Here is a 25,730-nt window from a genome sequence, read left to right as displayed (position 1 = left end):
ATAACCCATGTTTGTGCGGTTATTTTACACCTTACGTAAATACGGTGTTCCAGTTACTACACGTGAGCTCATTGACTTAAACCGTGCAGTAAGTGAAGGTTTAGTTTTTGCCGATCAGGAAGAGTTCTATCAGCTTGCTAAAACCATTTTAGTTAAAGATGAACGCTTTTTTGATAAGTTTGACCGTGCCATGAAAGATTACTTTGATGGCATAGAAACCTTTGATATCGATGAATTACTCAAGCAAGTCCATAAATTACCAAAAGACTGGTTCGATTTAGAACTTCTCGAAAAGCATTTAACACCAGAGCAAAGAGCTGAACTTCAAAAAGCAGGCTCTTTAGAAGAACTGATGAAAATGCTAGAGGAACGCTTACGCGAACAGCATAAAAAACACCAAGGTGGTAACCGTATGGTTGGCACAGGTGGAACTTCACCCTTTGGCGCTTTTGGTGACCATCCAGAAGGCGTCAGAATTGGTGGGCCGGGGCGTAAACGTTCGGCGGTTAAAGTCTGGGAACAGCGTAAATACCAAAACCTAGATGACGACCAAGTCCTTGGAACTCGTCAGATGCAAATTGCGTTACGACGTTTACGCAAATTTGCTCGTCAAGGTGCTGCTGAAGAGCTAGACGTTGACGGAACAATTCGGGAAACAGCCAAGCAAGGTATCTTGGATGTTCAGATGGTGCCAGAGCGTCGTAATCGAATAAAAGTACTCATGTTGTTTGATGTGGGTGGTTCAATGGATGCTCATATTGCCCAATGTGAAAAGCTTTTCAGCGCAGCTAAAACAGAATTCAAAACACTTGAATACTTTTATTTCCATAATTGTCTTTATGACTATGTTTGGAAAGATAACTACCGAAGAACAGCTACACGTATGAATACATGGGATTTGTTTCATACTTACGGACGCGACTATCGTGTAATTGTAGTCGGTGATGCCAGTATGGCACCGTATGAGCTGAAATCGGTAGGTGGCTCGGTTGAATATATGAATGATGAAGCTGGTGAAGTTTGGTTACGTCGCCTACGTCAACATTTTGATAAAACAGCATGGTTAAACCCTGAAACAGAAGGGTATTGGCATTACACACAAACAATTGGTTGGATTAAAGAGATTTTTGAAAACCATATGTATCCAATGACCCTAAAAGGCATTGAGGATTTAACGCGTTACCTTTCTCGATAAACTTGATAACTTTAATAATTTAAAAAGAGGGATGATATGCAACATCAAATTAATGGTATTGCTTTACCGAATGAACAAGGATTTTTTGGTGAGTATGGAGGACAATTTATTCCTCCACATTTAAAAGAAGCAATGGATGAAATTAATGTTGCTTATGAAGAAATTCGCCACACACCAGAATTTCAAAATGAATTAGCAGACCTCTTTGCAAATTATGTAGGCCGTCCAAGTCCCTTATTTCATGCAAAGCGTCTATCTGAACAGTTAGGTGGCGCACAAATTTACTTAAAGCGTGAAGACTTAAATCATACGGGTGCCCACAAAATTAATCACTGCTTAGGTGAAGCTTTACTTGCTAAATATATGGGCAAAAAGAAAGTCATTGCTGAAACTGGAGCAGGCCAACATGGAGTTGCTTTGGCAACAGCGTGTGCTTTAGTGGGTATTCCGTGTGAAATTCACATGGGTCAAGTTGATATTGAAAAAGAACATCCAAATGTCGTCAAAATGAAAATTTTGGGTGCACATTTGGTGGCAGTTACACGTGGTACAGCAACCTTAAAAGATGCGGTAGATAGCGCATTTGAAGAATATTTAAAAGACCCTAAAAACTTTATTTATGCCATTGGTTCTGTGGTTGGACCACATCCATTTCCTAAAATGGTTCGAGATTTTCAATCGATAATTGGCAATGAAATTAAAGATCAAACGCACCAGCGCTTTGGTAAAAATCCAGATTATGTGGTGGCATGTGTTGGTGGCGGTTCAAATGCTATAGGTGCGTTTACGGCATTTTTAAATGACTCAGATGTAAAACTCGTTGGGGTTGAACCAGCTGGGCATGGGTTAGACACCAATATGCACTCGGCAACCTTAACTTTAGGTAAACCAAGCCAAATTCATGGGATGGCGTGTTATGTCCTTGAAAATGAGGCTGGTGAACCTTTACCTGTGCATTCTATTGCTTCCGGTTTAGACTATCCGGGTGTTGGGCCACAACACAGTTTTTTAAAAGATTTAGGTCGTGTGGAATATAGCACTGCAACCGACCAAGAATGTTTAGATGCTTTTATGACACTTTCTCGTGTAGAAGGAATTGTTCCTGCACTAGAAAGCTCACATGCGGTGGCTTGGGCAATTCGTGAAGCACCAAAGCTGCCGAAAGAAACCATGATTGTGGTGAATCTGTCGGGTCGTGGAGATAAAGACTCCGATTATGTTGCAGAAAAGCTTAAGCTTTAAGCCAACTAGAGTTCATAAGCGGTCAGTATTTAAAGGCCGCTTTTTTGTTTCAGAGACTATATATTGCGCTACTTATAAAGTTCATTATTTCTTAATTAAAACAAAGTATTCTAATTTAAAGCCGTGATTTCTATAGATTGAGATGTAAAACACTGGTTCACAAGGCAAAGCGTTGCGTTGCTTTGTCTCACTCAGTAGAATAGTCACTTTGCAAAATTTGCCTTTGGAGACGCCTAAGTGGAGCGACCGACGATTAGCCCTGAACATTTACAGGAAGCTGCTGAAAATTTATCAACAATTCGAGACTTTATTCGTTTTGGGGTATCAGCATTACGTCAACATGATGCACATTTAGGACAAGGTACTGAAGATTATTTTGCAGAAAGCTCTGCATTAGTTTTACAAACCTTATCTCTTGAATGGTCAGCAGATGCAGAAATTCTAGATGCTAAGCTTTTACCAAGTGAAAAAGCAGAATTCTTAAGCTTGCTGGAACGTCGTATTAATGACCGTATTCCAACTTCTTATTTATTAAATTTAGCTTACTTCTTCAATAAGCCATTTTATGTTGATGAACGCGTACTTATTCCTCGCTCACCAATTGCAGAGTTAATTGAGCAGCGTTTTGCACCATATTGCTTAGATGAAAATGGTCAAATGCGTGAAGCGCTCAACAACTTACCAGAAAATACCAAACCTAAGACTCCGCAACGCATTTTAGACATGTGTACAGGTTCTGGTTGTATTGCTGTGGCTTTAGCTTATGCTTATCCAGATGCTGAAGTGGATGCAACAGATATTTCTAAAGAAGCTTTAGAAGTAGCCTCAATTAATGTTGAACACCACAATAAGCAATATCAAGTTGCGTTACTTGAATCTGATTTATTCGCCAAGATTCCAGCTGAAAATCAGTACGATTTAATTGTAAGTAACCCGCCATATGTTGATGCCGAAGATATGGCTGACCTACCAGAAGAGTTTTTACATGAGCCTGAACTTGCATTGGCAGCGGGTCAAGATGGTTTAGACTTAGTTCGTAAAATGCTTGCTCAAGCAGCAGATTATTTGACAGAAGATGGTTTAATTGTCATTGAAGTGGGTAACTCTGAATGGGCAATGCGTCAGAACTTCAATACAATTGACTTCAACTGGCTTACTTTCCAAAAAGGCGGTTCAGGTATTTTTGCTTTGACTGCTGAGCAATGTCGTCGTTATAGAAAATTATTTGCAGAACAATCTTAAGGAGTTGTACGTATGGCAGGGAACACTATTGGACAACTCTTTCGTGTAACTACATGTGGTGAATCACATGGTGTTGGCTTAATGGCAATTGTTGATGGCGTGCCACCGGGCCTTGCATTGACCGAAGAAGATCTGCAAACAGATTTGGACCGCCGTAAGCCTGGTACATCGAAATTTGCAACTCAACGCAAAGAACCTGATCAAGTTGAAATCATTTCAGGGGTATTTGAAGGGAAAACCACAGGTACTCCAATTGGTTTACTTATTCGTAATACTGACCAAAAATCGAAAGATTATGGAAATATTGCGCAAACCTTTAGACCGGGTCATGCGGATTATACCTATACACAAAAGTATGGTTTCCGTGATTATCGTGGTGGCGGTCGTTCAAGTGCTCGTGAAACTGCTATGCGTGTTGCAGCAGGTGCTATTGCGAAGAAATATTTAGCAGAAAAATTTGGTGTCTTGATTCGTGGTCACGTCACTCAAATCGGCAATGAAGTTGCCGAAAAACTGGATTGGAATGAAGTTCCGAATAATCCATTTTTCTGTGGCGATGTAGACGCTGTTCCACGTTTTGAAGCTTTGGTGACTTCTTTACGTGAACAAGGTACAAGCTGTGGCGCTAAGCTAGAAATTTTAGCTGAGAAAGTTCCTGTAGGTTGGGGTGAGCCTGTTTTTGACCGTTTAGATGCTGACATTGCACATGCAATGATGAGTATTAATGCGGTGAAAGGTGTGGAAATTGGTGATGGTTTTGCAGTTGCTGGACAGTTTGGTCATGAAACACGTGACGAATTGACGAGTCATGGCTTCTTAGCAAATCATGCTGGTGGAATTTTGGGTGGTATTTCAAGTGGTCAAACCATTCGTGTAGCGATTGCCCTAAAACCAACAGCAAGTATCACAACTCCGGGGAAAACGATTAATTTAAATCGTGAAGATACCGATGTATTAACTAAAGGCCGTCATGATCCGTGCGTCGGCGTTCGAGCAACTCCAATTGCGGAAGCAATGTTGGCTATCGTTTTAATGGATCATTTCCTACGCCATCGTGCTCAAAATGCAGATGTTGTTCCTCCATTTGCTCCGATTGAACCTTAGTCATAGCTCTGGTTGAATTAAGAAAAGCCACATAATTTAAAGTATGTGGCTTTTTATTTATTGATAGCAATTTTTTTAATTATATAAACTTATAAATAACTAAGTTAAGTCTACAATTTGTTCTTCATTTACAGCAATTTGATATTGATTACGACCATTTGTTTTTGCTTGATAGAGTGCATGGTCTGCGCGGCTAACAAAGGCAGAAATTGAATCATTTAAACGCGGAATAGTAGTTGCCACACCCACACTAATGGTTACATACGGTGAAACACTGCTACATGGATGAACAATTGCAATTTTTTTAATTGCGTTCATTAATCTTTCAACTTGAATTTGAGCCTGTTGTGGGTTTGTCATAGGGAAAAGAAGTAAAAACTCTTCACCACCATAACGAGCAACCAAATCTCCACTACGAGCGGCAATAGATGAAATTGCAGTAGCAATATCTCTTAAGCACTGATCACCCTTAAGATGGCCCAAGGTGTCGTTATATGACTTAAAAAAGTCGATATCAACCATCATAATGGTAAGTGATGTCTCATGACGTAGTGCACGTCGCCATTCATTATCTAGTGTTTCATCAAGATAACGTCGGTTAGCAAGCCCAGTTAAAGCATCTTGTTGTGAAAGCAAAGATAGCTGCTGCGCTTGTTGCATAAGTTCAATACGGTTGAGCTCAATCATACAGTTTTGTAAATAGTTTTCTCGGTGTTGACGGTCTGTCGCGTAAGCAAGGGTCATTCCTAAGAAACTACTAAACGTATATGTACGGTTTAAAAAGGTCCAATCAATATCACCTTTTACATAAGTACTGACTAAAATACCAACAAAACCACCAACCCATCCGGCAATAATGGCAGTATAAAAGCGCATACCTACAGCACCGTAGATAATCACAATTGCATACATCATCGCTGCATGAAAAAGAACATTATCTTGGCCATTTTCTAAAACGTTAATTAAAATAAAGGTGATAGCAACGGCGGAAGCAGAGCCAATTCCGACATAATAATCAAACCACTGATTTAATTTTTTAATAAATGATAAAATCCATGCAATTAAAACTATTATACCCACCCAAGAATAATAGTTTAACCAGGATAAAACTTGTTCAGTCGGTAAAACTTGGTATATACCAAAGCTTAAAAATAAATATAATATTAAAATAATAGGTGCTCTATAGCGAAACTCATAGGCCGCACCTTCTTGATATTGAAAACGATAAATCGTTTCAAGTTGCTTTGGAAACCTGAGGAAATTTAATCCGCGTGTGGTTAATAAATCTATTTGTTCCTGTCCCAATATATTGGAACCTTGCAACTTCATAATTAATGCTCTCTATATTGGAAGTTGGCATAAAATGAGACTTGGTTTATTAAAGTTCCATCTAAAAGTATTGGTTATATAATGTGTGGATTATTTAAAAATAATAATACAGATTTTTTAAAAAAGTAATGATTTTTATACTCTCTAATTGTGATAAAAATCACGACATTTCAATGATTAGCGTCACAATTATCTAAAGACCCCAAACCTTTGAGAAAAAATGACAAATGGTCGATTAAAGATTGTATCTTTATCATTTTCGGATAGACTTATAGCCGTGAAGTACAGATGATTGCTGTCATATAAATAGGAAAATTAGCAATGACTGCTTTAAATCAATATGGAATGAATTTAGAAATTACAGCGCATAATGAATGGTCTCAGCGATTTTGGGATAATCTTTTACCAGTTAAGGAGCGAGTCAGTAAACATCCGTTTTTTACTGAAATGGCCAATGGGGGATTGAGCCTAGAGAGTTTCCGTTATGCATTACTTAATTTCTATCCATTAGTAGCGCACTTTCCATCATATATGGCTGGTGCATTAGCTAAAGCGACTGCTTTTGCTGAACCAGGTGTAACGGAAGCACGAGACTGGTTAATTCAAAATATTAAAGTCGAAGAACGCCATTTGCGGTGGTATCGTGATTGGGCTAAAGGTTTTGGATTAACTATAGAACAGCTTGATAGCGTGCGACCACCAGCTGCAATGAATGCGGTGAACCATTTCCTATGGAACATGAGTCATCGTGGTAATTTAGCTGAATGTTTAGCTGCCACCAACTTAGCAATTGAATGGGCGACAGGTGACTGGTCTATTCAAGTCTATAAAGGTATTCATGTTTATACAGATCACCCTGAAGTCACGATTGATAAGCGCTCTTTAGCTTGGTTGCGTGCCCATGCGCATTATGATGATTTACATCCTTATGAAGCCATGGAGTTGATTAAACGTTTGTCGAATGGCCGACCCGATTGGCAGCAAAAAGCATTTCATGCTGCTGAAGAAGGATTGCGTTATTACGAGCTGGCTTTAGATGATTGCTATAGGATACAGCTTAAAGCTTCTGCTTAAGCTGATCTTGAAAATGGAGAATATTTATACAATATTCTCCCTTTTATTTTATTCAAGTTATTTTATTCAAGCAATTTTAAAAGCTTTACTCTATAAGGTGTATCTTCAGGTAATAATTCAAGTAAGCGTTCAACAGCATCAACTCGATCAGGCACACGACTGACTACACGTAACAATTGATCTATATCATCAATTTGATAAATCACATGGCTCAATCGAGCATCAAAACAATCTCTCCAAGCACATAAGAATGGGCTTTCTGATTTGGCTAAAAAACTACCTCTGTAGAGTGTTAAAGTGGTTGCAGTAAACCCTAGGTTTAACGCCTGCTCAGCCATAAGAAAGTCACATTGAATTTCACAGTTGAGTCTATATGGCCGTGACTCGATAACATCTGGAATTAAGTTTCGAAGTTGAGAGAGTTCAGATTTTAGTGTGGTTGTACTCACTGGGCGGTCGCCATATAAAGCGTAGTGTAGTTCTTCTAAGTTTATACCTTCTGGACACAAGGCAAGAATACATAATATTTCGATTTGGCGCTGTGTGAGTGTTAAGCCTTGTTGATTATATTGAACTTTAGGTGTGCCTAGAGCCTTAATATATAAAATGTTTTTTTGATGAAGTTGAATGGCTTGTTTTACAATATCTGCACATCGTTCAACTGCTAAAATTCCAAGTGAATTATGCTTTTGATACTTAGTGGATAAGTTCATAATGCCATAAAACTGGCCTGTGTTTGCATCGGTGATTGGGGCTGCATAACATACCCAGTCTCTAACGCTGTTCATCTGGTTTTCATGTGAATAAACACAGCTTGCTGAATGTGTATTGAGTGCAAGACCAATTGCATTTTGACCAACCGCTTGAGTAGACCATTGCCCACCTTCAACAAAGTGGACTTGTTCAGCAGATGAACGCATAGGTGTACTACTCCATGTCCAGAGTAAAGTACCGTGAGGATCTGTCACGCCAATTGCCATATCCGCATCTTCAGCAATATTCATCAAATTTCTATGGCACTCTTGGATTGAACGACCAAATAAGGAATGTTGCCATTCCTGATCAAGATCAAATAAAGGGGCTGCATCTAAATCGAGTGACGGCTTTTTCACTGAATAGGCTGTTTCAGAGGTTATTTCCGTTCTAAAGAAAGACGGAAGGTTATCTGTAGAAGGCAATAATAGTTGTTTTGACATATCCATATCGAAATTCCTTTATCGTTGAAATGGCGTATCCTTAGCCGCTCAACAGGTTTAACTTTATTATTGTGACAATTTCCTCTTATTTCATTTACCTTAAATAGTTTTAATGGGTTTGACCATTAGCCAATTGGATAAGTTTTGTTATTTCGGATTGCGCTAAGACAAAACATCTTCTCTTGAAAATGGCTTCGGTACAGGTTCTCCAAAGTATTGCCGATCGGCAAAATAGCTAGAACGTACCATTGGTGCACTCCAAATATTTTTAAAGCCTAAACGCTTTCCATGCTGAGTGTATCTTTCAAACTCTTTTAAATGGACAAAACGATGAATAGGGGCATGTGACTTTGAGGGCTGTAGATATTGCCCAATAGTCACTAAATCTACATCGTGATCTTTTAAATCATTGAGTAGAGCAAGCACTTCAGCCTCAATTTCTCCTAATCCAACCATTAGACCGCATTTGGTTTTAATATCTGGACAGTATTTCTTAAAACGTTTTAATAAATTTAACGAATGCTGATAGTCCGAACCAGGGCGCATCGCTTTATATAAACGTGGCACTGTCTCGATATTATGATTAAAAACATCGGGTGGCGATAAACTTAATGTCGAAAGTGCAGTTTCTAAACGACCACGAAAGTCAGGGACTAAAATCTCAATCAGCGTGTCTGGACAACGGTTTCTGATTTCTTCAATACATTTTACAAAATGTGCTGCGCCACCATCGTGTAGATCATCGCGGTCTACAGAGGTAATCACGACATATTTTAAATTTAGGTTGGCGACTGTTTCTGCCAGATGCTTAGGTTCATTTTCATCTAAAGGCATTGGACGACCATGAGCTACATCGCAGAAAGGGCATCGTCTTGTACAAATATCTCCCATAATCATAAATGTTGCCGTACCGCCACCAAAACACTCAGGTAGATTTGGGCATGCCGCTTCTTCGCAAACGCTATGCAACTTTTGTTGGCGCAGCAGATTTTTGATACGTTGAATTTCTTCGAAATCCTTTATTTTTGCTCGAATCCATTCTGGTTTTTTAGGTAATTCTTCGGTAGGTAAAATCTTAATCGGAATACGAGAAACTTTATCTATTCCTCTTAATTTAATACCTGTCTCTATTTGCCTTTTAAAGTCCATATATAAAATTCCATTTTATATTAAATTTATTTAAAACTAGGTTGTGTACAATAGAATCTTAATTTATAAAATAATAAAAAATGAATTTATTAATACACACAGTACACAGCAAATATTATAAATTAACAAAGGTTGGTTAAAGGTTTGTTTTATAAGTTAATGAAATAAATTAAAATTATTTTATTTTATTTTTGCATTACAAGTTTTTGAAAAATAAAAAACTAATAGTTAAAAACTTATTTAAAACTTTTTAGTCTAATAGCATATTAAATTAAATTGAGCTTTATTATTTATAGCGAAATATATAACTCTCGCTGAAACTTGGTTGATTTTTAATAATCAAGATAATAAAGGAAAAGGATATGCAATTAACGGAAGAGCAATTACTCGCAGCATACAAACGCATGCGTGATATTCGTGAATTTGAGGATCGACTTCACGAAGAAAATACCAATGGTGATATTCCCGGTTTTATTCATTTATATAGCGGAGAAGAAGCTGTTGCAGTTGGGATTTGCGAAAACTTAACCGACAAAGACTATATCACTTCAACACACCGTGGACATGGACACTGTATTGCAAAAGGCTGTGACATTCACGCTATGATGCTGGAAATTTTTGGTAAAGATGACGGACTCTGCCGTGGAAAAGGCGGTTCTATGCATATTGCCGATTTAGACAAAGGTATGCTCGGTGCCAACGGGATTGTGGGAGGAGGACCTCCTTTAGCAATTGGTGCGGCGTTGACAGCGAAAACCTTAAAGACTGGTGGTGTCGGACTGTCTTTTACAGGTGACGGTGGCTCAAACCAAGGCCTTACTTTTGAAGCGATGAACATGGCTGTTGTTCTTAAACTTCCAGTAATTTTCGTTTTTGAAAATAACGGCTTTGGTGAAGGAACAGGGCATGATTACGCAGTAGGAAGCAAAGACATAGCTGGTCGTGCAGCAGGTTTTGGTTTACCTGCGGTTAAAGTTGATGGTACCGATTTCTTTGCCGTCTATGAAGCTGCTCAAACTGCCATTGAACGTGCACGTCGTGGTGAAGGACCAAGCGTGATTGAAACCATTACAAACCGTTTTTATGGCCACTTTGAAGGTGACCCTGGCTTGATTCGTTCTAAGGAAGAAGTCGAGTTTATTAAAGAAAACAAAGATCCTTTGAAAATTTTCCGCGAAAAAGTCAAAGACAAAATTGATGATGCCAAACTAGACGAGATTGATGCAGCTTCAAAGGCAAATGTTGATGATGCCGTTGCAAAAGCTCGTGCTGCGGCATATCCAAAACCAGAACAACTCCTTACCGACGTCTATGTCTCTTACTAAAGGAATAGTAAAGATGCCAAATAAAAGTTTTCGTAATGCAATTAAAGAAGCCATTGAATCAGAAATGCGCCGCGACCCAACCGTATTTGTTGTTGGTGAAGATGTTCGCGGTGGACATGGCGGTAAAAACACTGAAGACAACCAGTTAGAAGGTTTCGGTGGGGTACTTGGCGTAACCAAAGGTTTATGGACAGAATTTGGTTCGGAACGTGTGATTGATACGCCAATTACCGAGTCTGCAATTATTGGTATGGCCGCTGGTGCAGCTGCAACAGGTTTACGTCCTGTTGCTGACTTAATGTTTATGGATTTCTATGGCGTCTGTCATGACATGCTTTATAACCAAGCCGCTAAATTCCGTTATATGTTCGGTGGAAAAGCAAAGGCGCCAATGGTTGTACGTGGCATGATTGGCGCAGGTTTTTCTGCGGCAGCTCAGCATTCTCAGTCGCCATATAATGTATTCGCCGCGGTTCCGGGCTTAAAAGTTGTGGTTCCATCTAGCCCATATGATGTGAAAGGACTATTAATTCAGGCTATTCGTGATGATGACCCTGTGGTGTTCTGTGAGCATAAAATGCTCTATGACATTAAAGGTGAAGTTCCAGATGATGCCTACACCATTCCTTTTGGTGTAGCAAATTACACCCGTGAAGGGACAGACGTGACCATTATTGCTTTAGGTCTGATGGTACACCGTGCCAATGAAGTAGCGGACAAACTGGCAAAAGATGGTATTTCGGTTGAAGTGGTAGACCCTCGCACAATTTCACCTCTGGATGAAGAAGGAATTTTAGAGTCTGTTGCATCAACTGGACGCGTGGTCATTGTGGATGAATCAGCAGCACGCTGTGGTTTTGGTCATGATGTGGCTGCATTGGTTGCTCAAAAAGGTTTCCACTATTTGAAAGCACCTGTTGAACTCGTAACGCCACCACATACGCCTGTTCCATTCTCTCCAGTTTTAGAAAAAGAATGGATTCCAAGTGTAGAGCGTATTGAGCAAGCTGTGCGAAAAACATTGGAGGCTTAGGATGAGCGAAATTAAAACGCTGGAGATCCCGAAATGGGGATTATCCATGGAAGAAGGCACGATCGCCCAATGGTTGATTAAAGAAGGCGATAGCTTTAATAAAGGCGATGAAATTTGTGAAATTGAAACCACAAAAATCGTCAATGTATTAGAAGCGCCTTTTGCTGGAACACTCCGTAAAATTTTAGCGAAAGATGGTGATACTTTACCTGTTGGTGGACTTATTGCTGTATGTGCTGAAAGTGAAGTTTCTGATGCAGAAGTTGAAACGTTTATTGCATCACTAGGTGGTTCAGCACCTAAAGCCCCGGAAGCACCTTCGGAGCAAAGTAAGGCGGAAACATCTGCACCTGTTGTTGAAAAAACAGAACAACCACAGTCTGTAGCTGCAAGTGCTTCAGCTCCAGTAAAGGCTGCTAAAGGTGACTACGCTGTACCAGAGCCATTACAAGGCTATCAAACACCTGATGATTTGTTTGCAACACCACATGCGTTAAAGCTTGCAGAAAAGCACAATGTAAACTTGGCAAAAGTCACAGGTTCTGGTCGTGAAGGACGTATTAGTGTTCAAGACATCCAGAAGGCTGTACAAGCTGCTGGTGGTCAATGGCCTGATGTTAAGCAGCAAACTCAAGCTAAAGTGGTTAAATCTACTGCCGATGATAGCCAAGTTTTAGCGACACCTGTAGCACGCCGTTTAGCAAAGCAATGGGGCATCAATCTAAATGACTGCCGTGTTTCAGGTACTCGTGGCCGTGTCTGTAAAGAAGATGTTGAAGCGGTTTACTATCGTGATAACCCTGCATCGGTAAATGAACAATCTACTCAATGTGCTGTTCAACAACAATCGACCGTTACTACTGTAGCGATGAATGGGATGCGTAAGGCGATTGCTTCAAGGCTACAGGCTGCAAAACGTAATGCACCACATTTTCGCTTAGTCGTCGATCTAAACGTAGAAGCTTTGCAAAATTTACGTAAGCAGATTAATGAGACTGTTCCACAAGTTAAACTTTCTATTAATGACATGCTCATTAAGGCAGCAGCAGCGGCGCTGATTAAAGTACCTGAGGTGAATGTTCAATTTGATGAGGCGACTCAATCAATTTTACAGTTCTCTCAAGCGGATATTTCGGTGGCTGTAGCGATTCCAAACGGTTTAATTACACCGATTGTAAAAGCAGCAAATCAGAAGTCTTTAGCACAAATTTCCGATGATATGCGTGATTTGGCAACGCGTGCCAAGACTGGCAAGTTACAGCCTGATGAATTTCAGGGCGGTAGCTTTAGCATTTCAAATTTAGGAATGTTAGGCATTAAACAGTTCGACGCCATTATTAATCCACCGCAAGGTGCAATTATGGCATTAGGTGCTTCTGAATCACGTGCTGTTGTTGAAAATGGCAATGTGGTGGTTCGTGAGATTGTCACAGCGACATTGTCTTGCGATCACCGAGTCATTGATGGTGCAGTTGGGGCGAAATTCTTGGCCAGCTTTAAGCAGTTTGTTGAAAACCCTGCTTTAATTTTGGTGTAGGAGAACCCGCATGTCAGAAGCTCAATTTGATTTAATTGTGATTGGCGCGGGACCGGGTGGGTATGTGGCTGCAATTCGTGCAGCCCAGCTCGGGTTAAAAACCGCAATTGTAGAAGAGCAACATTTAGGCGGAATTTGTCTAAATTGGGGCTGTATTCCAACTAAAGCTTTGCTTGCAGGGGCTGAGCTTGCAAACCAGTTTAAACATGCTGGACAGTTTGGTTTTCAGGTATCTCAACTCGATTTTGATATTCAAAAGCTTGTGCAGCATAGCCGACAAGTGTCAGCTCAGTTAGTACAAGGCATCGACTACCTGCTGAAAAAGAATCAGGTGACAGTGTTTAATGGCCGTGCTCAACTTACGGCTAAAGAAAAACTTGAAGTGACAGATGCTCAAGGTAAAAGTCAGGCTTTGAGTGCACCGCATATTATTTTGGCAACTGGAGCTAAAGCTCGACATGTTCCTCAGCTTGCTGTCGATGGAAAGTATGTGTGGAGTTATAAAGAAGCGCTTGTACCAGAGCAATTACCGAAAAGCTTATTAGTTGTTGGCTCAGGTGCAATTGGCAGTGAGTTTGCTAGTCTTTATCAAGATTTAGGATGTCAGGTCACGCTTATTGATTTAGCCAAGCAAATTTTACCAACTGAAGATGCGGAAGTTGCTCAATTTGTCAGAAAGCAATTTGAACAAAAAGGAATGAAGGTCTTAACCGATGCTGTTGTTCAAAGTATTCAAATTGAAAATGATCAAGTCCACTGTGTAATTGAAACGGCAAATGACGTTCAAACGATTATTTTCGACCGTGTGCTTTCGGCAATTGGTGTACAGCCGAATACCACAGGGTTAGGACTAGAGCGTTTAGGTGTAGAACTGAATCCACAAGGTTTTGTGGCAATTGATGACTATTGTAAAACCAATGTAGCAGGGCTTTATGCGATTGGTGACGTGGCTGGAGCACCGTGTCTTGCCCATAAAGCAAGCCATGAAGCCATGATATGTGTCGAGAAAATTGCTGGTGTAGCAAACATACATTCACTCGATCGTAGTCAGATTCCGGGTTGTATTTTTACTCATCCACAAGTGGCGAGTATTGGTTTAACGGAAAACGTAGCAAAAGCTCAGAATTTACCTGTACGAATCGGCAAGTTTTCTTTAACTGCAAATGGTAAAGCTTTGGCAATTGGAGATGCGTCAGGTTTTGTGAAAACTATTATTCATGCAGAAACGGGTGAATTACTTGGTGCACATATGGTAGGTCATGAAGTGACTGAACATATCCAAGGCTTTGCGATTGCCAAATATCTAGAAGCAACTGATGAAAGTTTAGCTCAAGTGATTTTCCCGCATCCAACATTATCAGAAGCCATGCATGAATCCATTTTGGCGTCCATGCAACGAGCGATTCATATGTAGAAATTCTACATTTACAGGAGTTGAACATGGTTAAGGGATTAAAAAATAAAGTCGTTTTAGTGACGGGGGCAGCTCAAGGCATTGGCCGTGGGATTGCCCTGCGCTTGGCGCAAGAAGGGGCACATATTGCATTAGTGGATATGAAACAAGATCGACTGAACGATGTGCAGCAGGAAATTCAGGCTTTAGGTGTAAATGCGAGCACATTTATTGCTGATGTAAGTGACCGAGAGCAAGTGTATGCCGCTATAAATCATGCTGAGCAGACACTTGGCGGGTTTGATGTCATGATTAATAATGCTGGAATTGCACAGGTTCAGGCGATTGCGGATATCACACCTGATGAATTTCAAAAAATAGTCGATATCAATATTGGTGGCGTACTGTGGGGTATTCAGGCGGCTGCTGCAAAATTTAAGCAACGCCAACATAAAGGTAAAATCATTAATGCCTGTTCAATTGCAGGCCATGATGGTTTTGCTTTACTCGGTATTTACTCGGCAACCAAATTTGCAGTACGGGCACTTACGCAAGCTGCGGCAAAAGAATATGCCAGTCATGGTATTACGGTAAATGGATATTGCCCCGGAATTGTCGGAACAGACATGTGGGTTGAAATTGATAAACGTTTTGCTGAAATTACTGGTGCCACTATAGGTGAAACTTATAAAAAGTATGTAGAAGGCATTGCTTTAGGTAGAGCCCAAACACCAGATGATGTGGCTGCATTAGTTGCTTTTCTGGCAAGTGAAGATTCAGACTATATTACGGGTCAATCCATTTTAACGGACGGTGGAATAGTCTATCGCTAAAACAACATCCTGATTTGAGGGAGATAATAATGAAAGCAGCGCGTTTTTATGACAGAGGCGATATTCGTATTGAAGATATCCCTGAACCAGAAGTCAGTCCTGGCACTGTAGGCATTAAGGTAGCTTGGTGTGGAATATGTGGTACAGATTTGCACGAATTTATGGAAGGGCCAATTTTTATTCCACCATGTGGACATCCACATCCTATTTCAGGTGAATCTGCACCGATTACCATGGGCCATGAGTTTTCAGGTGTTGTCTATGCTGTAGGTGACGGTGTTGATGACATTGAAATTGGTCAGCATGTGGTGGTAGAGCCTTATATTGTGGCCGATGATGTACCGACTGGACCGGGCGATAATTATCATCTTTCCAAAAATATGAACTTTATTGGTTTAGGTGGTCGTGGCGGTGGTCTATCGGAAAAAATTGCGGTTAAACGCCGTTGGGTGCATCCAATTTCTAATAAAATTCCACTAGATCAGGCAGCCTTAATTGAACCGTTATCGGTGGGTCACCATGCTTTCGTGCGTAGTGGTGCAAAGGCTGGTGATATTGCACTGGTTGGCGGTGCTGGGCCAATTGGTTTATTGCTTTCGGCAATTTTAAAAGCGAAAGGTCTTAAAGTCATCATTACCGAGTTAAGTGCCAAACGTAAAGAAAAAGCCAAAGAGTCGGGAGTCGCAGATTATATTTTAGACCCATCTGAAGTTGATGTTATTTCTGAGGTTATGAAAATTACCAATGGCGATGGTGTCGATGTCGCATTTGAATGTAGTAGCGTTAACAAGGTATTAGATACTTTAGTTGCAGCAGTGAAACCAACTGGTGTGATTGTCATAGTTTCGATTTGGAGCCATCCAGCATCAATTAATGTGCATAGTGTGGTAATGAAAGAGCTTGATGTACGAGGCACAATTGCCTATGTAAATGACCATCAGGAGACGATCAAACTGGTTGAAGAAGGTAAAATAAATCTTGAACCTTTTATTACGCAGCGTATTCAACTGGATGATTTGATTTCACAAGGTTTTGAAACCTTAATTCATAACAATGAGTCGGCAGTTAAGATTATTGTACAACCCTAAATAGAAACTTAAACATGTAAAAAAGAGCGAATCATCGCTCTTTTTTATTAAAGTAAATTGTTGTTTTTGGCTTCAATAATAGGAGGTAATGGCTGTCCTAAAGAGCTTAGAGACTCACGTTCAATCAAACGTACAATAGAATCGAGCGGTAAATCATTTTCTTGCAAACCAAAAGGTTCTTCAATTTGAGCACTTAAAGCATCTAGCCCTAAAAACATATAAGCGATTAAGCCAACAATAAGCGGTGTCCAAATACCTAAAGCAGCTTCAAGGCTAAACGGTAATATGAAACAAAAACAATAAACAGCGCGATGTAAAAGTACAGAATAAGAGTAGGGTAAAGGTGTACCGGCAATACGGTCACAACCTGCTTGAATATTGCCTAACTCAATAATATGTCGATTTAGCGTGCTATAGATAATGTCACTAATTTCGCCGTCCTTTAGTATTTTAACTAAATCTTTTTGAATGTTTTCGAGTACAAACTGTGGTGCATTAATATGTTCATTTAAATAATCAAGTGAAGAGTTATTTAAATACGCATGTTCGAGAAATTTGGTCGGTTCAGCGGTTTGCTGGCGCAGTCGATCACGTAGTAAATTACTAAAAATTAAAACCTGATGAATTAAATGTTCACGTTGTTCATTAGATAGAACATGGCTGTCTCTAACAATATGTCTGGCATTAGCAATTAATGCACCCCAAAGTTTGCGGCCTTCCCACCAACGGTCATAACAGGCGTTATTTCTAAAGCCAGTACAAATAGAAAGAATTACACCAAAAATAGTAAATCCAATCGCGGGTACGGTAGGAATTTGAATCCAATGATAATAGGAAAGCCAAACTACACATGCTGAAATAAATACAACAAAACTTAATGCTGGCAAGACCTTGGGTAGAACAGTTCCTTTCCATGCAAATAAGAGTTTAAAAACGTTGCTTTTATCGCGAACAATCATAGAAAGCCTTTGAATTTAATGGATCTAACCAACTGCAATATGATACGCCTTAGATCTAACAAATACCTAGCTAAAGCTTATGTTTTTGTCTATAACGCCAAAGCGTTGTACGGCTAATACCAAAAATATTAGCAACCATATTCAGGTTATGGTCATATTTTTCTAAAGCAGCTTGCACATTTTCTGGACTAAGCTCGGTATTTGTCTCAGGCAATTTAACGTAATCGTCAGCATTTAAAAGTTCATTTGGTAAGTCTTCAACTTCAATCTCATCCTTACCATTTGCCATCGTTAACGCATAAAGTAGGGTGTTTTTAAGCTCACGAACATTTCCTGGCCAGTCATAATTTAAAAGAACTTGCATGGCTTTTTGATTGACATGACGAGGCATGGTGTCGAGTTGAGTTGAGCTTTCTTTTAAAATCTGATCGACAATGAGTGGAATATCGACTTTTCGTTCTCTGAGTGGCGGTATAAAAATTGGAATTACGCGTAAACGGTAAAGTAAATCATGACGGAACCGTCCAGCTTTAGCTTCTTCGCGTAAAGCTTTATGTGTTGCAGTAATAATTCGGACATTGGCCTGAATCGGTTTTTCACCACCCACTGGAGTAAACTCACCTGTTTCTAACACTCGTAATAATTTAGCCTGAAGCTCTAAAGGAATCTCGGCAATTTCATCCAGAAAAAGTGTTCCACCAGCGGCACGTTCAAACACGCCTTTATGATCACGAATTGCTCCCGTGAAAGCACCTTTTACATGTCCAAACAGCTCACTTTCTAAAATATTTGCATTGAGAGCAGCACAGTTAATCGCTACAAAAATTTTGTTTTTGCGCTGGCTATAATCGTGAATGGCTTTTGCTACCAATTCTTTACCACTGCCAGATTCACCGCGGACAAGCACTGGAAACTCAGTTATAGCTACTCTTTGAATAATCGAAAACATACGAGCCATTTCTGGTGAGCAGCTATTAAAAACTTTGGCTAAGTCTTTCAATTGCTCTGTTATTTCTAACGGTTCTGTAATGTCATTTTCATTGCTTATCGGCTGTAAAATATGTAGCTTCCCAATAATCCGATGCTCGGCAATATAAATATCATGTTCTTGATAGATAAATCGCTTTCTAACTTTAGGAGTATTGATCTCAAGATATTGATTGTGATGATCTTGAGTAAGCGCTGCCATGCTCTCGACAGAAATATCATCTGTGTTAAATTTATAGTAAATTGCGTGAGTCGTTGTGTCTGCTAAAAACAGACTCGCATTTGGGAATAAAGCCTTAAGTTGCTCAAATAAAATATAAAAATCTTGTTCTGACTCAAAATTTAGCTTTGCCATTTTATATGTTTCACAATCGTTTCATTGAAACATACTTGAGTTTCACAGAAACATCAAGAAAAGTTTATATTCTCATTTTAATTTTAAATTTTTAATTAACTATATGATTTTTAAACTTATTATTTAAATAAAAATAATTGGCATTGTATTTGCAAAATATAGGATAGAAATAAATTATCGGGGTATAAATCATGTTCTTTAAGCAATTTTTTGAACAAGAAAGTTCGACTTATACATATATGCTTGGATGTGAAGAAACACGAGAGGCTGTTTTAATTGACCCAGTTGCATCAGATATAGAAATCTATGCAAAAGAATTAGAAAAGCATCAATTTACGCTCATCTATACCTTAGATACACATGTTCATGCAGATCATATTACTGCTGCAAATTTACTGCGTGAAAGTTTTCATTGTAAATCGGTTTTACATAAAAACTCAGATGTAAGTTGTGGAGATATTCTAATTACAGATGGTTGTACGCTGAAACTAGGCAAACTTAGTATTGAAGCACGTTATACACCAGGTCATACCAATGCTTGTACGAGTTATTTGGTGGGAAATATGGTTTTCACTGGTGATGCATTATTAATTGATGGATGCGGTCGAACTGACTTCCAGCAGGGAAATGCAGGCACACTATATGACAGTATTCATAAACAACTATTTAACTTGCCTGACGAAACAATTGTTTACCCGGGACACGATTATAAAGGTCGTTTATCTTCAACGATTGGCAATGAACGTTTAAATAACTCACGTTTAGGCCAGAATCGTTCGCGTGAAGATTTTATTAAATTAATGAATAATTTAAATCTTCCATATCCAAAGCAGATCGATAAAGCACTTCCTGCTAATCAGGCCTGCGGCTCAATTTCACAATCATAAGGTGGCAATATGGAAATTAAACGAGTTAATCAAGAATTTTATGTTGCTGCTCAAATCACCGCTGATGATGTCGCAAAAATTGCAGATCAGGGAGTAAAGACTCTGATATGTAACCGCCCGGATGGAGAAGGTGCAGACCAACCCAATGTGATTGAAATTGAAGAAGCATCTCAGCGACATGGCCTAAAGGTAATTTATCAACCTGTTAGCAGTGGCAAAATTACCGATCAACAAGTTGCCGAGTTTAAACAGCTTTATCAGAATGCCCAAAAACCTGTTTTAGCGTATTGCCGTTCTGGTATGCGTGCAATCAGTTTATGGGCTTTGGCCGAAGTTGCTCCAAAAGATGCAGCACTGTTAGTTGAATCGGGTAACAAACTTGGTTTTAACTTAAAAGGCCTAGTTCCACGTATTTTAAAAAGAGATCATGAACCAAGCTCAGTTCCTTGCTATAGCGTTGTGATTGTGGGAGCAGGCGCAGCTGGAATTTCTGTAGCATCAAGTTTACTGTCTCGTGAACCTCATTTGGATATTGTCATTATTGATCCGGCAGACACTCATTATTATCAACCGGGCTGGACTATGGTGGGTGGTGGTATTTTTAAACCGCACGTCACTGCACGCTCAATGGCAAGTGTGATTCCTTCAAAAGTAAAATGGATGAAAGCCGCGGTTGCTGGATTCGACCCTGAGCATAATCAGGTTATTTTGGAAGGATGTCAGCCCATTCAATATAAAGCCTTAGTCGTTTGTCCTGGTTTAAAACTCAACTGGCATGGAATTGAAGGTTTAGTCGAAACCTTAGGTAAAAATGGGGTAACGTCTAACTATCGTTATGATCTAGCGCCGTATACATGGGAACTGGTGCAACAGCTAAACGGTGGAAAGGCGATCTTTACTCAACCGCCTATGCCGATTAAATGTGCTGGTGCTCCTCAAAAAGCAATGTATCTTTCAGCTGACTACTGGTTAAAGCAAGGCAAACTAAAAGATATCTCTATACATTTTTATAACACTGGCGCTGTTTTATTTGGTGTGAAGGAATATGTGCCTGCACTCATGCAATACGTCGAAAAATATGGCTCTGAACTTCATTTTAATCATCAACTGATCAAAGTAGATGGGCCTGCAAAAAAAGCATGGTTTAAGGTAGTGAATGAGGAAAATGCAGCATTAGTCGAGACCGATTTCGATATGTTGCATGTTGTTCCACCACAACAAGCCCCAGATTTTATTCGTGCAAGTACTCTCACTGATGACGCAGGCTGGGTGAGTGTGAATCCTCAAACTTTACAACACACACAGCATGCCAATATTTTCGCTTTAGGTGATGTGATGAATGCGCCTAATGCCAAAACGGCTGCTGCTGCACGCGCACAAGCTCCGATCGTCGCTGTGAATGTGATAACGCAGCTCAAGGGTGAACAAAACTTCTGTGAATACAATGGGTATGGCTCATGTCCACTCACAGTAGAGCGTGGAAAAATCGTTCTAGCCGAGTTTGGTTACGGCGGTAAATTGCTTCCTAGTTTTCCAAAATGGGTGATTGATGGACAAAAACCATCTCGTTTGGCTTGGTTGCTTAAAGAACAGATTTTGCCACCGATTTACTGGCAAGGCATGCTCAAAGGCCGCGAGTGGATGGTCAAACCTGAGCGAGGATAAGTAAAGCAACGCTTTACCCTGAGAAGCGACTGAAGCTTCGTAAGAAGACGAGAACTATGTTCGAGTTAAGAGGTTAAGCAAAGCAACGCTTTGTACGAGCGCAAGGCGAGAGCTATGCTCGAGCGGAAGAGGATAAGTAAAGCAATGCTTTACCCTGAGAAGCGACTGAAGCTTCGCAAGAAGATGAGAATTTGCTTACTCATCAAATGGCAGTCCACAGCAAATGAAATATATGCAATTTTAGGCTTTTGATATGTTACTACTTGTCGTTGAAGGCATTGTGATTGGCTTTTTACTTGGTCTTACTGGTGCGGGTGGCGGTATTCTCGCTGTACCTGCACTTATGACAAGTCAAGGCTGGACAGTGGCTCAAGCAGCGCCTATTGGTTTGCTGGCTGTCGCGCTATCTACCCTGATTGGAACCATTGAAGGCTTATTTAAAAAGATTGTGCGCTATCGCGCTGCAATCTGGATAGCAATTATTGGTACTCCAATGGCCCATATTGGAATCTTAATATCCAATACGATTTCACCTGTCTGGCTCATGTTAATGTTTAGCTTGGTCATGTTTACAGTAGGCTATCGACTTATTAGTAACCGAGTATCAGACTTTCATAACCCGCCGTGTCAGGTCAACCCAAGTACGGGACGCTTTATCTGGAATTTTAAAACTGGTGGTGTACTTGCTGGCATTGGAATTATTGCGGGGCTTTTAACTGGTATGCTAGGGGTTGGTGGTGGCTTTGTAATTGTACCAGCGCTTAGAAAAGTCACAAATTTGGATATGCATAGCATTGTTGCAACCTCACTTATGATTATTTTTCTCATTAGTGGCATAAGTATTGTGATGCATATTGCAGAGGGTTTTCATTATCCAGTCGCCATTACGAGTGCGTTTGCTTTTGCATGTGTAGCAGGCATGCTATTAGGTCGTCGAGCTATTCGCTTTATTCCACCTGCGATTGTACAAAAAGTCTTTGCTTTAATGGTTTTTGCTGTTGCAATTTATATGGTCATTAAGATTGTTAATCTAACAAATATATGAGCGATATAGTATTTTAACTTATCTATATAAATATAAAGTTTCCAGAGATGATGCATTGAAATTGTCTATGGAAACTTTTTGATTTAAATCATATAAATTTTTGAGAAAGCGATATGAAGCGAGTTAACGTGGCAATTTGTGGTTTTGGACGGATTGGGCAACAAATTGCAAAGCTTCTTTTAAATCGATCGGCATACTATCAACAAAAATATCAAATTGATGCCCGTTTAGTGGGTGTCTGCAATTCATCATCAGGTTTAATTGATCAAGAAGGTTTACAAGCTGCAAAGTGGCTAGATAAAACACAATATCAAGCAGGTCTAACTGAGCAAAAATTTTTAGAACAGGTTCAGGCGGATGTCATTATTGAGACAGGGCCAAGTGACTATATGACAGGTGGGAAAGGCCTATTTTATTTAAATTATGCTTTAACACATAACATGAATGCGATTGCGGTATCTAAAGGCGCGTTAGTCGTAGATGGTAAAAAATTAATTAACTTGGCACATCAGCAGAATAAAAAACTATTTTTTAGCGGTGCAACGGCTGCGGCCTTACCGACGGTTGATTTGTTTGAATATAACTTGGCGGGCTGCCAAATTTTAGAAGTTGAAGGTGTGTTTACAGGCACCACGAATTTTATTTTGAATGATATGTTGCAACTTGAATGTGCGTTTACAGCATCTCTTGAAAAAGCTCAAGCAAAGGGTATTGCGGAACCTGACAGTTCTTTCGATGTAGATGGATGGGATACCGCTGCTAAAATTACCATACTAGCGAATACTGTTTTGGGAGCTGATATAAAAATTCAAGATATTCCAAAACAAAGCATTAGCCATGTGACTGCTGATCATATTCGTGATTGGAAAAAAGAAAACGTAGTTCCTCGTCTGGTCGGTTTTATTCATATTGAAAATCAGCAAATTCAAACAGGTGTTGAATTACGGCTAGTCCCAGCAAATCATCCTTTTGCTCATCTGCAAGGTTCTAATAAATGCATTCGAGTGTTAACGAAAGAAATGGGGGAGCTTGTTGTAAGTGGAGGAGCATCTGCACCCTTAGCCACTGCTGCTGCGGCTTTAAAAGATTTTGAGCTAATGCTAAAAACTTACTGCTAAATCTGTATCAGCACTTATAAAAAAGCAGGCTTTTAAGCCTGCTTCTCACAATTTTTTTGACTACTAAATAACTTTTTTCCAATTTCAAACTTACTAAACATTAAGTAGTTGCCAAGTAAGATTAATAAAATTCCAAATACAGCATTTAGCGTCCATACATAACCTTCAAAGAAAGTAGAAACAGTTAGAGCAACTAAAGGAAAAAGCAACGTGCTATATGCTGCTTTGGCTGCACCAATGCGCCCAACCAAAGAAAAATAAGCAGAAAACCCAATAACCGTACCAAATACAGCCAAGTAAAGTACCGAACTTAAAAATGGGAAATTCATCGGTGGCATTAAATCTTGTCCTGTAAATAAAGCTAGACTTAACATCACCAATGCACCATAAGTCATGGCATAACAGTTTGTTGAAAAGATATTTAGACCACGTTTTTGGTGTCTAACACTAATCATATTTCCTAAAGAAAAACCGTAAGTGCCTATTGCACATAGCCCAATACCCATTAATAACTGCGCATTAAACTGACTATTAATGAGGTCATGCCAAAACAGTAGAACAATACCACTTAGACCCAAAAGTGTAGCTGGCGCAAAGTTTGGAGAAGGTTTCTGTTTAAAAAAGATAAGCGCATTAATGGCATTAAAGAAAACAGCCATCGAAAAAATGACAGACTCTAAACCGCTATTTACATATTTAACCGCAGTATAAAAACAAATAAAGTTTAGGCCGAAAACACAGAGTCCTTGTAGCATACAAAACAAGTGATCTTTTAAAGCAATTCGCTGTAATTTTCCTGAAAATAGTAAAACAACCCACAGTAATAAGGCTGAAATGGCAAAACGCCATAAAATTGCGACAACGGGTGTTGCATAGTGGCTTTGAACGGCAATTCCAATCCATGTTGTTCCCCAAATCAACACCACCGCAACATAGAGTAAAATATTCATAACTTCATCCTCGATTACCAAGCTTAAGTATCTAGGAATGCTTCATTTTTCACGTATATATTCTTGTGTTATACATGCAAGATCTTGCGTTTTTTATAGATCTAAACTAGCTGAACTTTGCTGAATATGGTTAACTTAAGCTCAATGATATTCGTTTTAATTTTGCATGGCCTATCAAACTTTAGAACAGCTACAGCAATCTAAAGCCAAGCTTCACGAAACTGTGGTGCTTGATGAGAATATGCAACTTGCATTTTGGTCTAATCAGCAAGATCGTGTAAGTGTCTGTAGCGATCATCACACTCTAAGCCTATATATTCAAGATGGCTATGAAAGCTATCAAAAAACACCTGCGGGTTGGAAAAACGGCGGTGGGCCGGGGCGTTTTTGCTTATTGCCTGAGCATCAGGAGTCGACTTGGGATATACGTGGTGGGCTTAAATTCGTTCACTTGTATTATACCGACCAACATTTGCGTGATGTCGCCGAAAAAATATGGGACAAAGAACCCAATCAAATTGAACTAAACGAAGTTGTTTTTAACGATGACGAAAAGATTCGAGCGTTATATCAGTTTTTCCTATTAGATTGTGACTGGAGCGATTCAGCAAACCACTTACAAATGAGTACTACAGCCAGTTTATTGTTGAATCATTTAATTCGAAGATACAGTAGTGTTCAATGGCAACAGCCTGCCATTAAAGGAGGCCTTGCTCCTCATAAACTCAAATATATTCAAGAATGGATTGAAGGGCATTTAGACCAAGCACTCACTTTGTCTGATTTGGCAAATGTTGTGAATTTAAGTGAATACCATTTTGCTCATATGTTTAAACAATCTATGAATATGGCACCTCACCAATATGTCATGCAAAGACGCTTAACTAAGGCAAAAGGGTTAATTCAGTCATCTCAACTTTCTTTACAAGATATTGCCCTAGTATGTGGTTTTAGTTCAGCAAGCCATTTAAGCCATCGCTTTAAACAGTTTTATGGCATGAGTCCTTCGCAGTTACGTTAAAGG

Annotated in this window: 22 protein-coding genes; 16 read left to right on the top strand and 6 right to left on the bottom strand. The window is 39.5% G+C overall.

Annotated features, from left to right (window positions below):
- Positions 1-7 precede the first annotated feature (7 nt).
- The 4 genes from NE363_RS09730 (at position 8) to aroC (ending at position 4,783) form a co-directional block, all read left to right on the top strand.
- The gene (locus NE363_RS09730) at positions 8-1,195 is read left to right on the top strand and encodes a vWA domain-containing protein (protein ID WP_000498059.1); all 1,188 of its coding nucleotides are present in this window, start codon (positions 8-10) and stop codon (positions 1,193-1,195) included.
- 36 nt (positions 1,196-1,231) lie between these two features.
- On the top strand, positions 1,232-2,437 hold the full coding sequence (gene trpB, locus NE363_RS09725) for a tryptophan synthase subunit beta (protein WP_445534942.1): 1,206 nt from the start codon (positions 1,232-1,234) through the stop codon (positions 2,435-2,437).
- 237 nt (positions 2,438-2,674) lie between these two features.
- Positions 2,675-3,679: a 50S ribosomal protein L3 N(5)-glutamine methyltransferase gene (prmB, locus tag NE363_RS09720; RefSeq protein ID WP_019459074.1), complete on the top strand. Its 1,005-nt coding sequence runs from the start codon at positions 2,675-2,677 to the stop codon at positions 3,677-3,679.
- Between the two features lie 12 nt (positions 3,680-3,691).
- Positions 3,692-4,783 (top strand): chorismate synthase, encoded by a 1,092-nt coding sequence (gene aroC, locus NE363_RS09715; RefSeq protein WP_151750271.1) that lies wholly within the window; start codon positions 3,692-3,694, stop codon positions 4,781-4,783.
- A 99-nt stretch (positions 4,784-4,882) separates the two neighbouring features.
- Here the strand turns inward: aroC and NE363_RS09710 are convergent, their stop codons facing one another.
- Positions 4,883-6,112: a GGDEF domain-containing protein gene (locus tag NE363_RS09710; RefSeq protein ID WP_039251287.1), complete on the bottom strand. Its 1,230-nt coding sequence runs from the start codon at positions 6,110-6,112 to the stop codon at positions 4,883-4,885.
- Between the two features lie 321 nt (positions 6,113-6,433).
- Between NE363_RS09710 and NE363_RS09705 the strand changes: the two genes are divergently transcribed.
- On the top strand, positions 6,434-7,186 hold the full coding sequence (locus NE363_RS09705) for a TenA family transcriptional regulator (protein WP_445534941.1): 753 nt from the start codon (positions 6,434-6,436) through the stop codon (positions 7,184-7,186).
- 62 nt (positions 7,187-7,248) lie between these two features.
- Here NE363_RS09705 and NE363_RS09700 read toward each other — a convergent pair whose 3' ends face one another.
- Both NE363_RS09700 and lipA read right to left on the bottom strand, forming a co-directional pair.
- The gene (locus NE363_RS09700) at positions 7,249-8,388 is read right to left on the bottom strand and encodes a transcriptional regulator (RefSeq protein ID WP_445534940.1); all 1,140 of its coding nucleotides are present in this window, start codon (positions 8,386-8,388) and stop codon (positions 7,249-7,251) included.
- Positions 8,389-8,544: 156 nt separating this feature from the next.
- A complete protein-coding gene (lipA, locus tag NE363_RS09695) occupies positions 8,545-9,531 on the bottom strand; it encodes a lipoyl synthase (RefSeq protein WP_445534939.1) in 987 nt (328 codons plus the stop codon).
- A gap of 362 nt (positions 9,532-9,893) precedes the next feature.
- Here lipA and NE363_RS09690 point away from each other — a divergent pair, with 362 nt between their 5' ends.
- The 6 genes from NE363_RS09690 to NE363_RS09665 are packed head-to-tail and all read left to right on the top strand — an operon-like array spanning position 9,894 to position 16,740.
- On the top strand, positions 9,894-10,856 hold the full coding sequence (locus tag NE363_RS09690) for a thiamine pyrophosphate-dependent dehydrogenase E1 component subunit alpha (RefSeq protein ID WP_445534938.1): 963 nt from the start codon (positions 9,894-9,896) through the stop codon (positions 10,854-10,856).
- 13 nt (positions 10,857-10,869) lie between these two features.
- The gene (locus tag NE363_RS09685; protein WP_191106449.1) at positions 10,870-11,889 is read left to right on the top strand and encodes an alpha-ketoacid dehydrogenase subunit beta; all 1,020 of its coding nucleotides are present in this window, start codon (positions 10,870-10,872) and stop codon (positions 11,887-11,889) included.
- Position 11,890: 1 nt separating this feature from the next.
- Positions 11,891-13,426, top strand: a complete 1,536-nt coding sequence (locus tag NE363_RS09680; RefSeq protein ID WP_445534937.1) for a 2-oxo acid dehydrogenase subunit E2 — start codon at positions 11,891-11,893, stop codon at positions 13,424-13,426.
- 10 nt (positions 13,427-13,436) lie between these two features.
- Positions 13,437-14,840 carry a dihydrolipoyl dehydrogenase gene (gene lpdA / locus NE363_RS09675; protein WP_445534935.1) on the top strand — a complete coding sequence of 468 codons (1,404 nt, stop codon included), beginning with the start codon at positions 13,437-13,439 and terminating at the stop codon, positions 14,838-14,840.
- Between the two features lie 26 nt (positions 14,841-14,866).
- Positions 14,867-15,652 (top strand): acetoin reductase, encoded by a 786-nt coding sequence (locus tag NE363_RS09670; RefSeq protein ID WP_151683057.1) that lies wholly within the window; start codon positions 14,867-14,869, stop codon positions 15,650-15,652.
- Between the two features lie 29 nt (positions 15,653-15,681).
- The gene (locus tag NE363_RS09665) at positions 15,682-16,740 is read left to right on the top strand and encodes a 2,3-butanediol dehydrogenase (RefSeq protein ID WP_151683058.1); all 1,059 of its coding nucleotides are present in this window, start codon (positions 15,682-15,684) and stop codon (positions 16,738-16,740) included.
- A 47-nt stretch (positions 16,741-16,787) separates the two neighbouring features.
- Here the strand turns inward: NE363_RS09665 and NE363_RS09660 are convergent, their stop codons facing one another.
- Both NE363_RS09660 and NE363_RS09655 read right to left on the bottom strand, forming a co-directional pair.
- Positions 16,788-17,699, bottom strand: a complete 912-nt coding sequence (locus NE363_RS09660) for a bestrophin family protein (protein ID WP_174740648.1) — start codon at positions 17,697-17,699, stop codon at positions 16,788-16,790.
- 70 nt (positions 17,700-17,769) lie between these two features.
- Positions 17,770-19,041, bottom strand: coding sequence for a sigma-54 interaction domain-containing protein (locus NE363_RS09655; protein ID WP_445406230.1), 1,272 nt, complete (start codon positions 19,039-19,041; stop codon positions 17,770-17,772).
- 191 nt (positions 19,042-19,232) lie between these two features.
- On the opposite strand from NE363_RS09655, the gene NE363_RS09650 reads away from it, so the two are divergent.
- From NE363_RS09650 to NE363_RS09635, 4 genes are all read left to right on the top strand, one after another.
- A complete protein-coding gene (locus NE363_RS09650) occupies positions 19,233-19,928 on the top strand; it encodes an MBL fold metallo-hydrolase (RefSeq protein WP_445534934.1) in 696 nt (231 codons plus the stop codon).
- Between the two features lie 9 nt (positions 19,929-19,937).
- Positions 19,938-21,593: a TIGR01244 family sulfur transferase gene (locus tag NE363_RS09645; RefSeq protein ID WP_445534933.1), complete on the top strand. Its 1,656-nt coding sequence runs from the start codon at positions 19,938-19,940 to the stop codon at positions 21,591-21,593.
- Positions 21,594-21,846: 253 nt separating this feature from the next.
- Positions 21,847-22,638: a sulfite exporter TauE/SafE family protein gene (locus tag NE363_RS09640; protein ID WP_445534932.1), complete on the top strand. Its 792-nt coding sequence runs from the start codon at positions 21,847-21,849 to the stop codon at positions 22,636-22,638.
- Between the two features lie 113 nt (positions 22,639-22,751).
- The gene (locus NE363_RS09635) at positions 22,752-23,756 is read left to right on the top strand and encodes a homoserine dehydrogenase (protein WP_445534931.1); all 1,005 of its coding nucleotides are present in this window, start codon (positions 22,752-22,754) and stop codon (positions 23,754-23,756) included.
- A gap of 32 nt (positions 23,757-23,788) precedes the next feature.
- Here the strand turns inward: NE363_RS09635 and NE363_RS09630 are convergent, their stop codons facing one another.
- On the bottom strand, positions 23,789-24,706 hold the full coding sequence (locus NE363_RS09630) for a DMT family transporter (RefSeq protein WP_445534930.1): 918 nt from the start codon (positions 24,704-24,706) through the stop codon (positions 23,789-23,791).
- Between the two features lie 166 nt (positions 24,707-24,872).
- Here NE363_RS09630 and NE363_RS09625 point away from each other — a divergent pair, with 166 nt between their 5' ends.
- Positions 24,873-25,727, top strand: a complete 855-nt coding sequence (locus tag NE363_RS09625; RefSeq protein ID WP_396463744.1) for a helix-turn-helix domain-containing protein — start codon at positions 24,873-24,875, stop codon at positions 25,725-25,727.
- Positions 25,728-25,730: the final 3 nt, after the last annotated feature.

The sequence above is a fragment of the Acinetobacter sp. G18 genome, assembly GCF_052660225.1.
Note: the sequence above shows the minus strand (reverse complement) of the source record. Positions and strands in the feature narration are given on the sequence as shown.

What these genes read in the sequence shown, in the direction of transcription:
- NE363_RS09730 (WP_000498059.1), top strand. Translation starts at nt 8, where the DNA reads ATGTTTGTGCGGTTATTTTACACCTTACGTAAATACGGTGTTCCAGTT.
- trpB (WP_445534942.1), top strand. Translation starts at nt 1,232, where the DNA reads ATGCAACATCAAATTAATGGTATTGCTTTACCGAATGAACAAGGATTT.
- aroC (WP_151750271.1), top strand. Translation starts at nt 3,692, where the DNA reads ATGGCAGGGAACACTATTGGACAACTCTTTCGTGTAACTACATGTGGT.
- NE363_RS09710 (WP_039251287.1), bottom strand. Translation starts at nt 6,112, where the DNA reads ATGAAGTTGCAAGGTTCCAATATATTGGGACAGGAACAAATAGATTTA.
- NE363_RS09705 (WP_445534941.1), top strand. Translation starts at nt 6,434, where the DNA reads ATGACTGCTTTAAATCAATATGGAATGAATTTAGAAATTACAGCGCAT.
- NE363_RS09700 (WP_445534940.1), bottom strand. Translation starts at nt 8,388, where the DNA reads ATGGATATGTCAAAACAACTATTATTGCCTTCTACAGATAACCTTCCG.
- lipA (WP_445534939.1), bottom strand. Translation starts at nt 9,531, where the DNA reads ATGGACTTTAAAAGGCAAATAGAGACAGGTATTAAATTAAGAGGAATA.
- NE363_RS09690 (WP_445534938.1), top strand. Translation starts at nt 9,894, where the DNA reads ATGCAATTAACGGAAGAGCAATTACTCGCAGCATACAAACGCATGCGT.
- NE363_RS09685 (WP_191106449.1), top strand. Translation starts at nt 10,870, where the DNA reads ATGCCAAATAAAAGTTTTCGTAATGCAATTAAAGAAGCCATTGAATCA.
- NE363_RS09680 (WP_445534937.1), top strand. Translation starts at nt 11,891, where the DNA reads ATGAGCGAAATTAAAACGCTGGAGATCCCGAAATGGGGATTATCCATG.
- lpdA (WP_445534935.1), top strand. Translation starts at nt 13,437, where the DNA reads ATGTCAGAAGCTCAATTTGATTTAATTGTGATTGGCGCGGGACCGGGT.
- NE363_RS09670 (WP_151683057.1), top strand. Translation starts at nt 14,867, where the DNA reads ATGGTTAAGGGATTAAAAAATAAAGTCGTTTTAGTGACGGGGGCAGCT.
- NE363_RS09665 (WP_151683058.1), top strand. Translation starts at nt 15,682, where the DNA reads ATGAAAGCAGCGCGTTTTTATGACAGAGGCGATATTCGTATTGAAGAT.
- NE363_RS09660 (WP_174740648.1), bottom strand. Translation starts at nt 17,699, where the DNA reads ATGATTGTTCGCGATAAAAGCAACGTTTTTAAACTCTTATTTGCATGG.
- NE363_RS09655 (WP_445406230.1), bottom strand. Translation starts at nt 19,041, where the DNA reads ATGGCAAAGCTAAATTTTGAGTCAGAACAAGATTTTTATATTTTATTT.
- NE363_RS09650 (WP_445534934.1), top strand. Translation starts at nt 19,233, where the DNA reads ATGTTCTTTAAGCAATTTTTTGAACAAGAAAGTTCGACTTATACATAT.
- NE363_RS09645 (WP_445534933.1), top strand. Translation starts at nt 19,938, where the DNA reads ATGGAAATTAAACGAGTTAATCAAGAATTTTATGTTGCTGCTCAAATC.
- NE363_RS09640 (WP_445534932.1), top strand. Translation starts at nt 21,847, where the DNA reads ATGTTACTACTTGTCGTTGAAGGCATTGTGATTGGCTTTTTACTTGGT.
- NE363_RS09635 (WP_445534931.1), top strand. Translation starts at nt 22,752, where the DNA reads ATGAAGCGAGTTAACGTGGCAATTTGTGGTTTTGGACGGATTGGGCAA.
- NE363_RS09630 (WP_445534930.1), bottom strand. Translation starts at nt 24,706, where the DNA reads ATGAATATTTTACTCTATGTTGCGGTGGTGTTGATTTGGGGAACAACA.
- NE363_RS09625 (WP_396463744.1), top strand. Translation starts at nt 24,873, where the DNA reads ATGGCCTATCAAACTTTAGAACAGCTACAGCAATCTAAAGCCAAGCTT.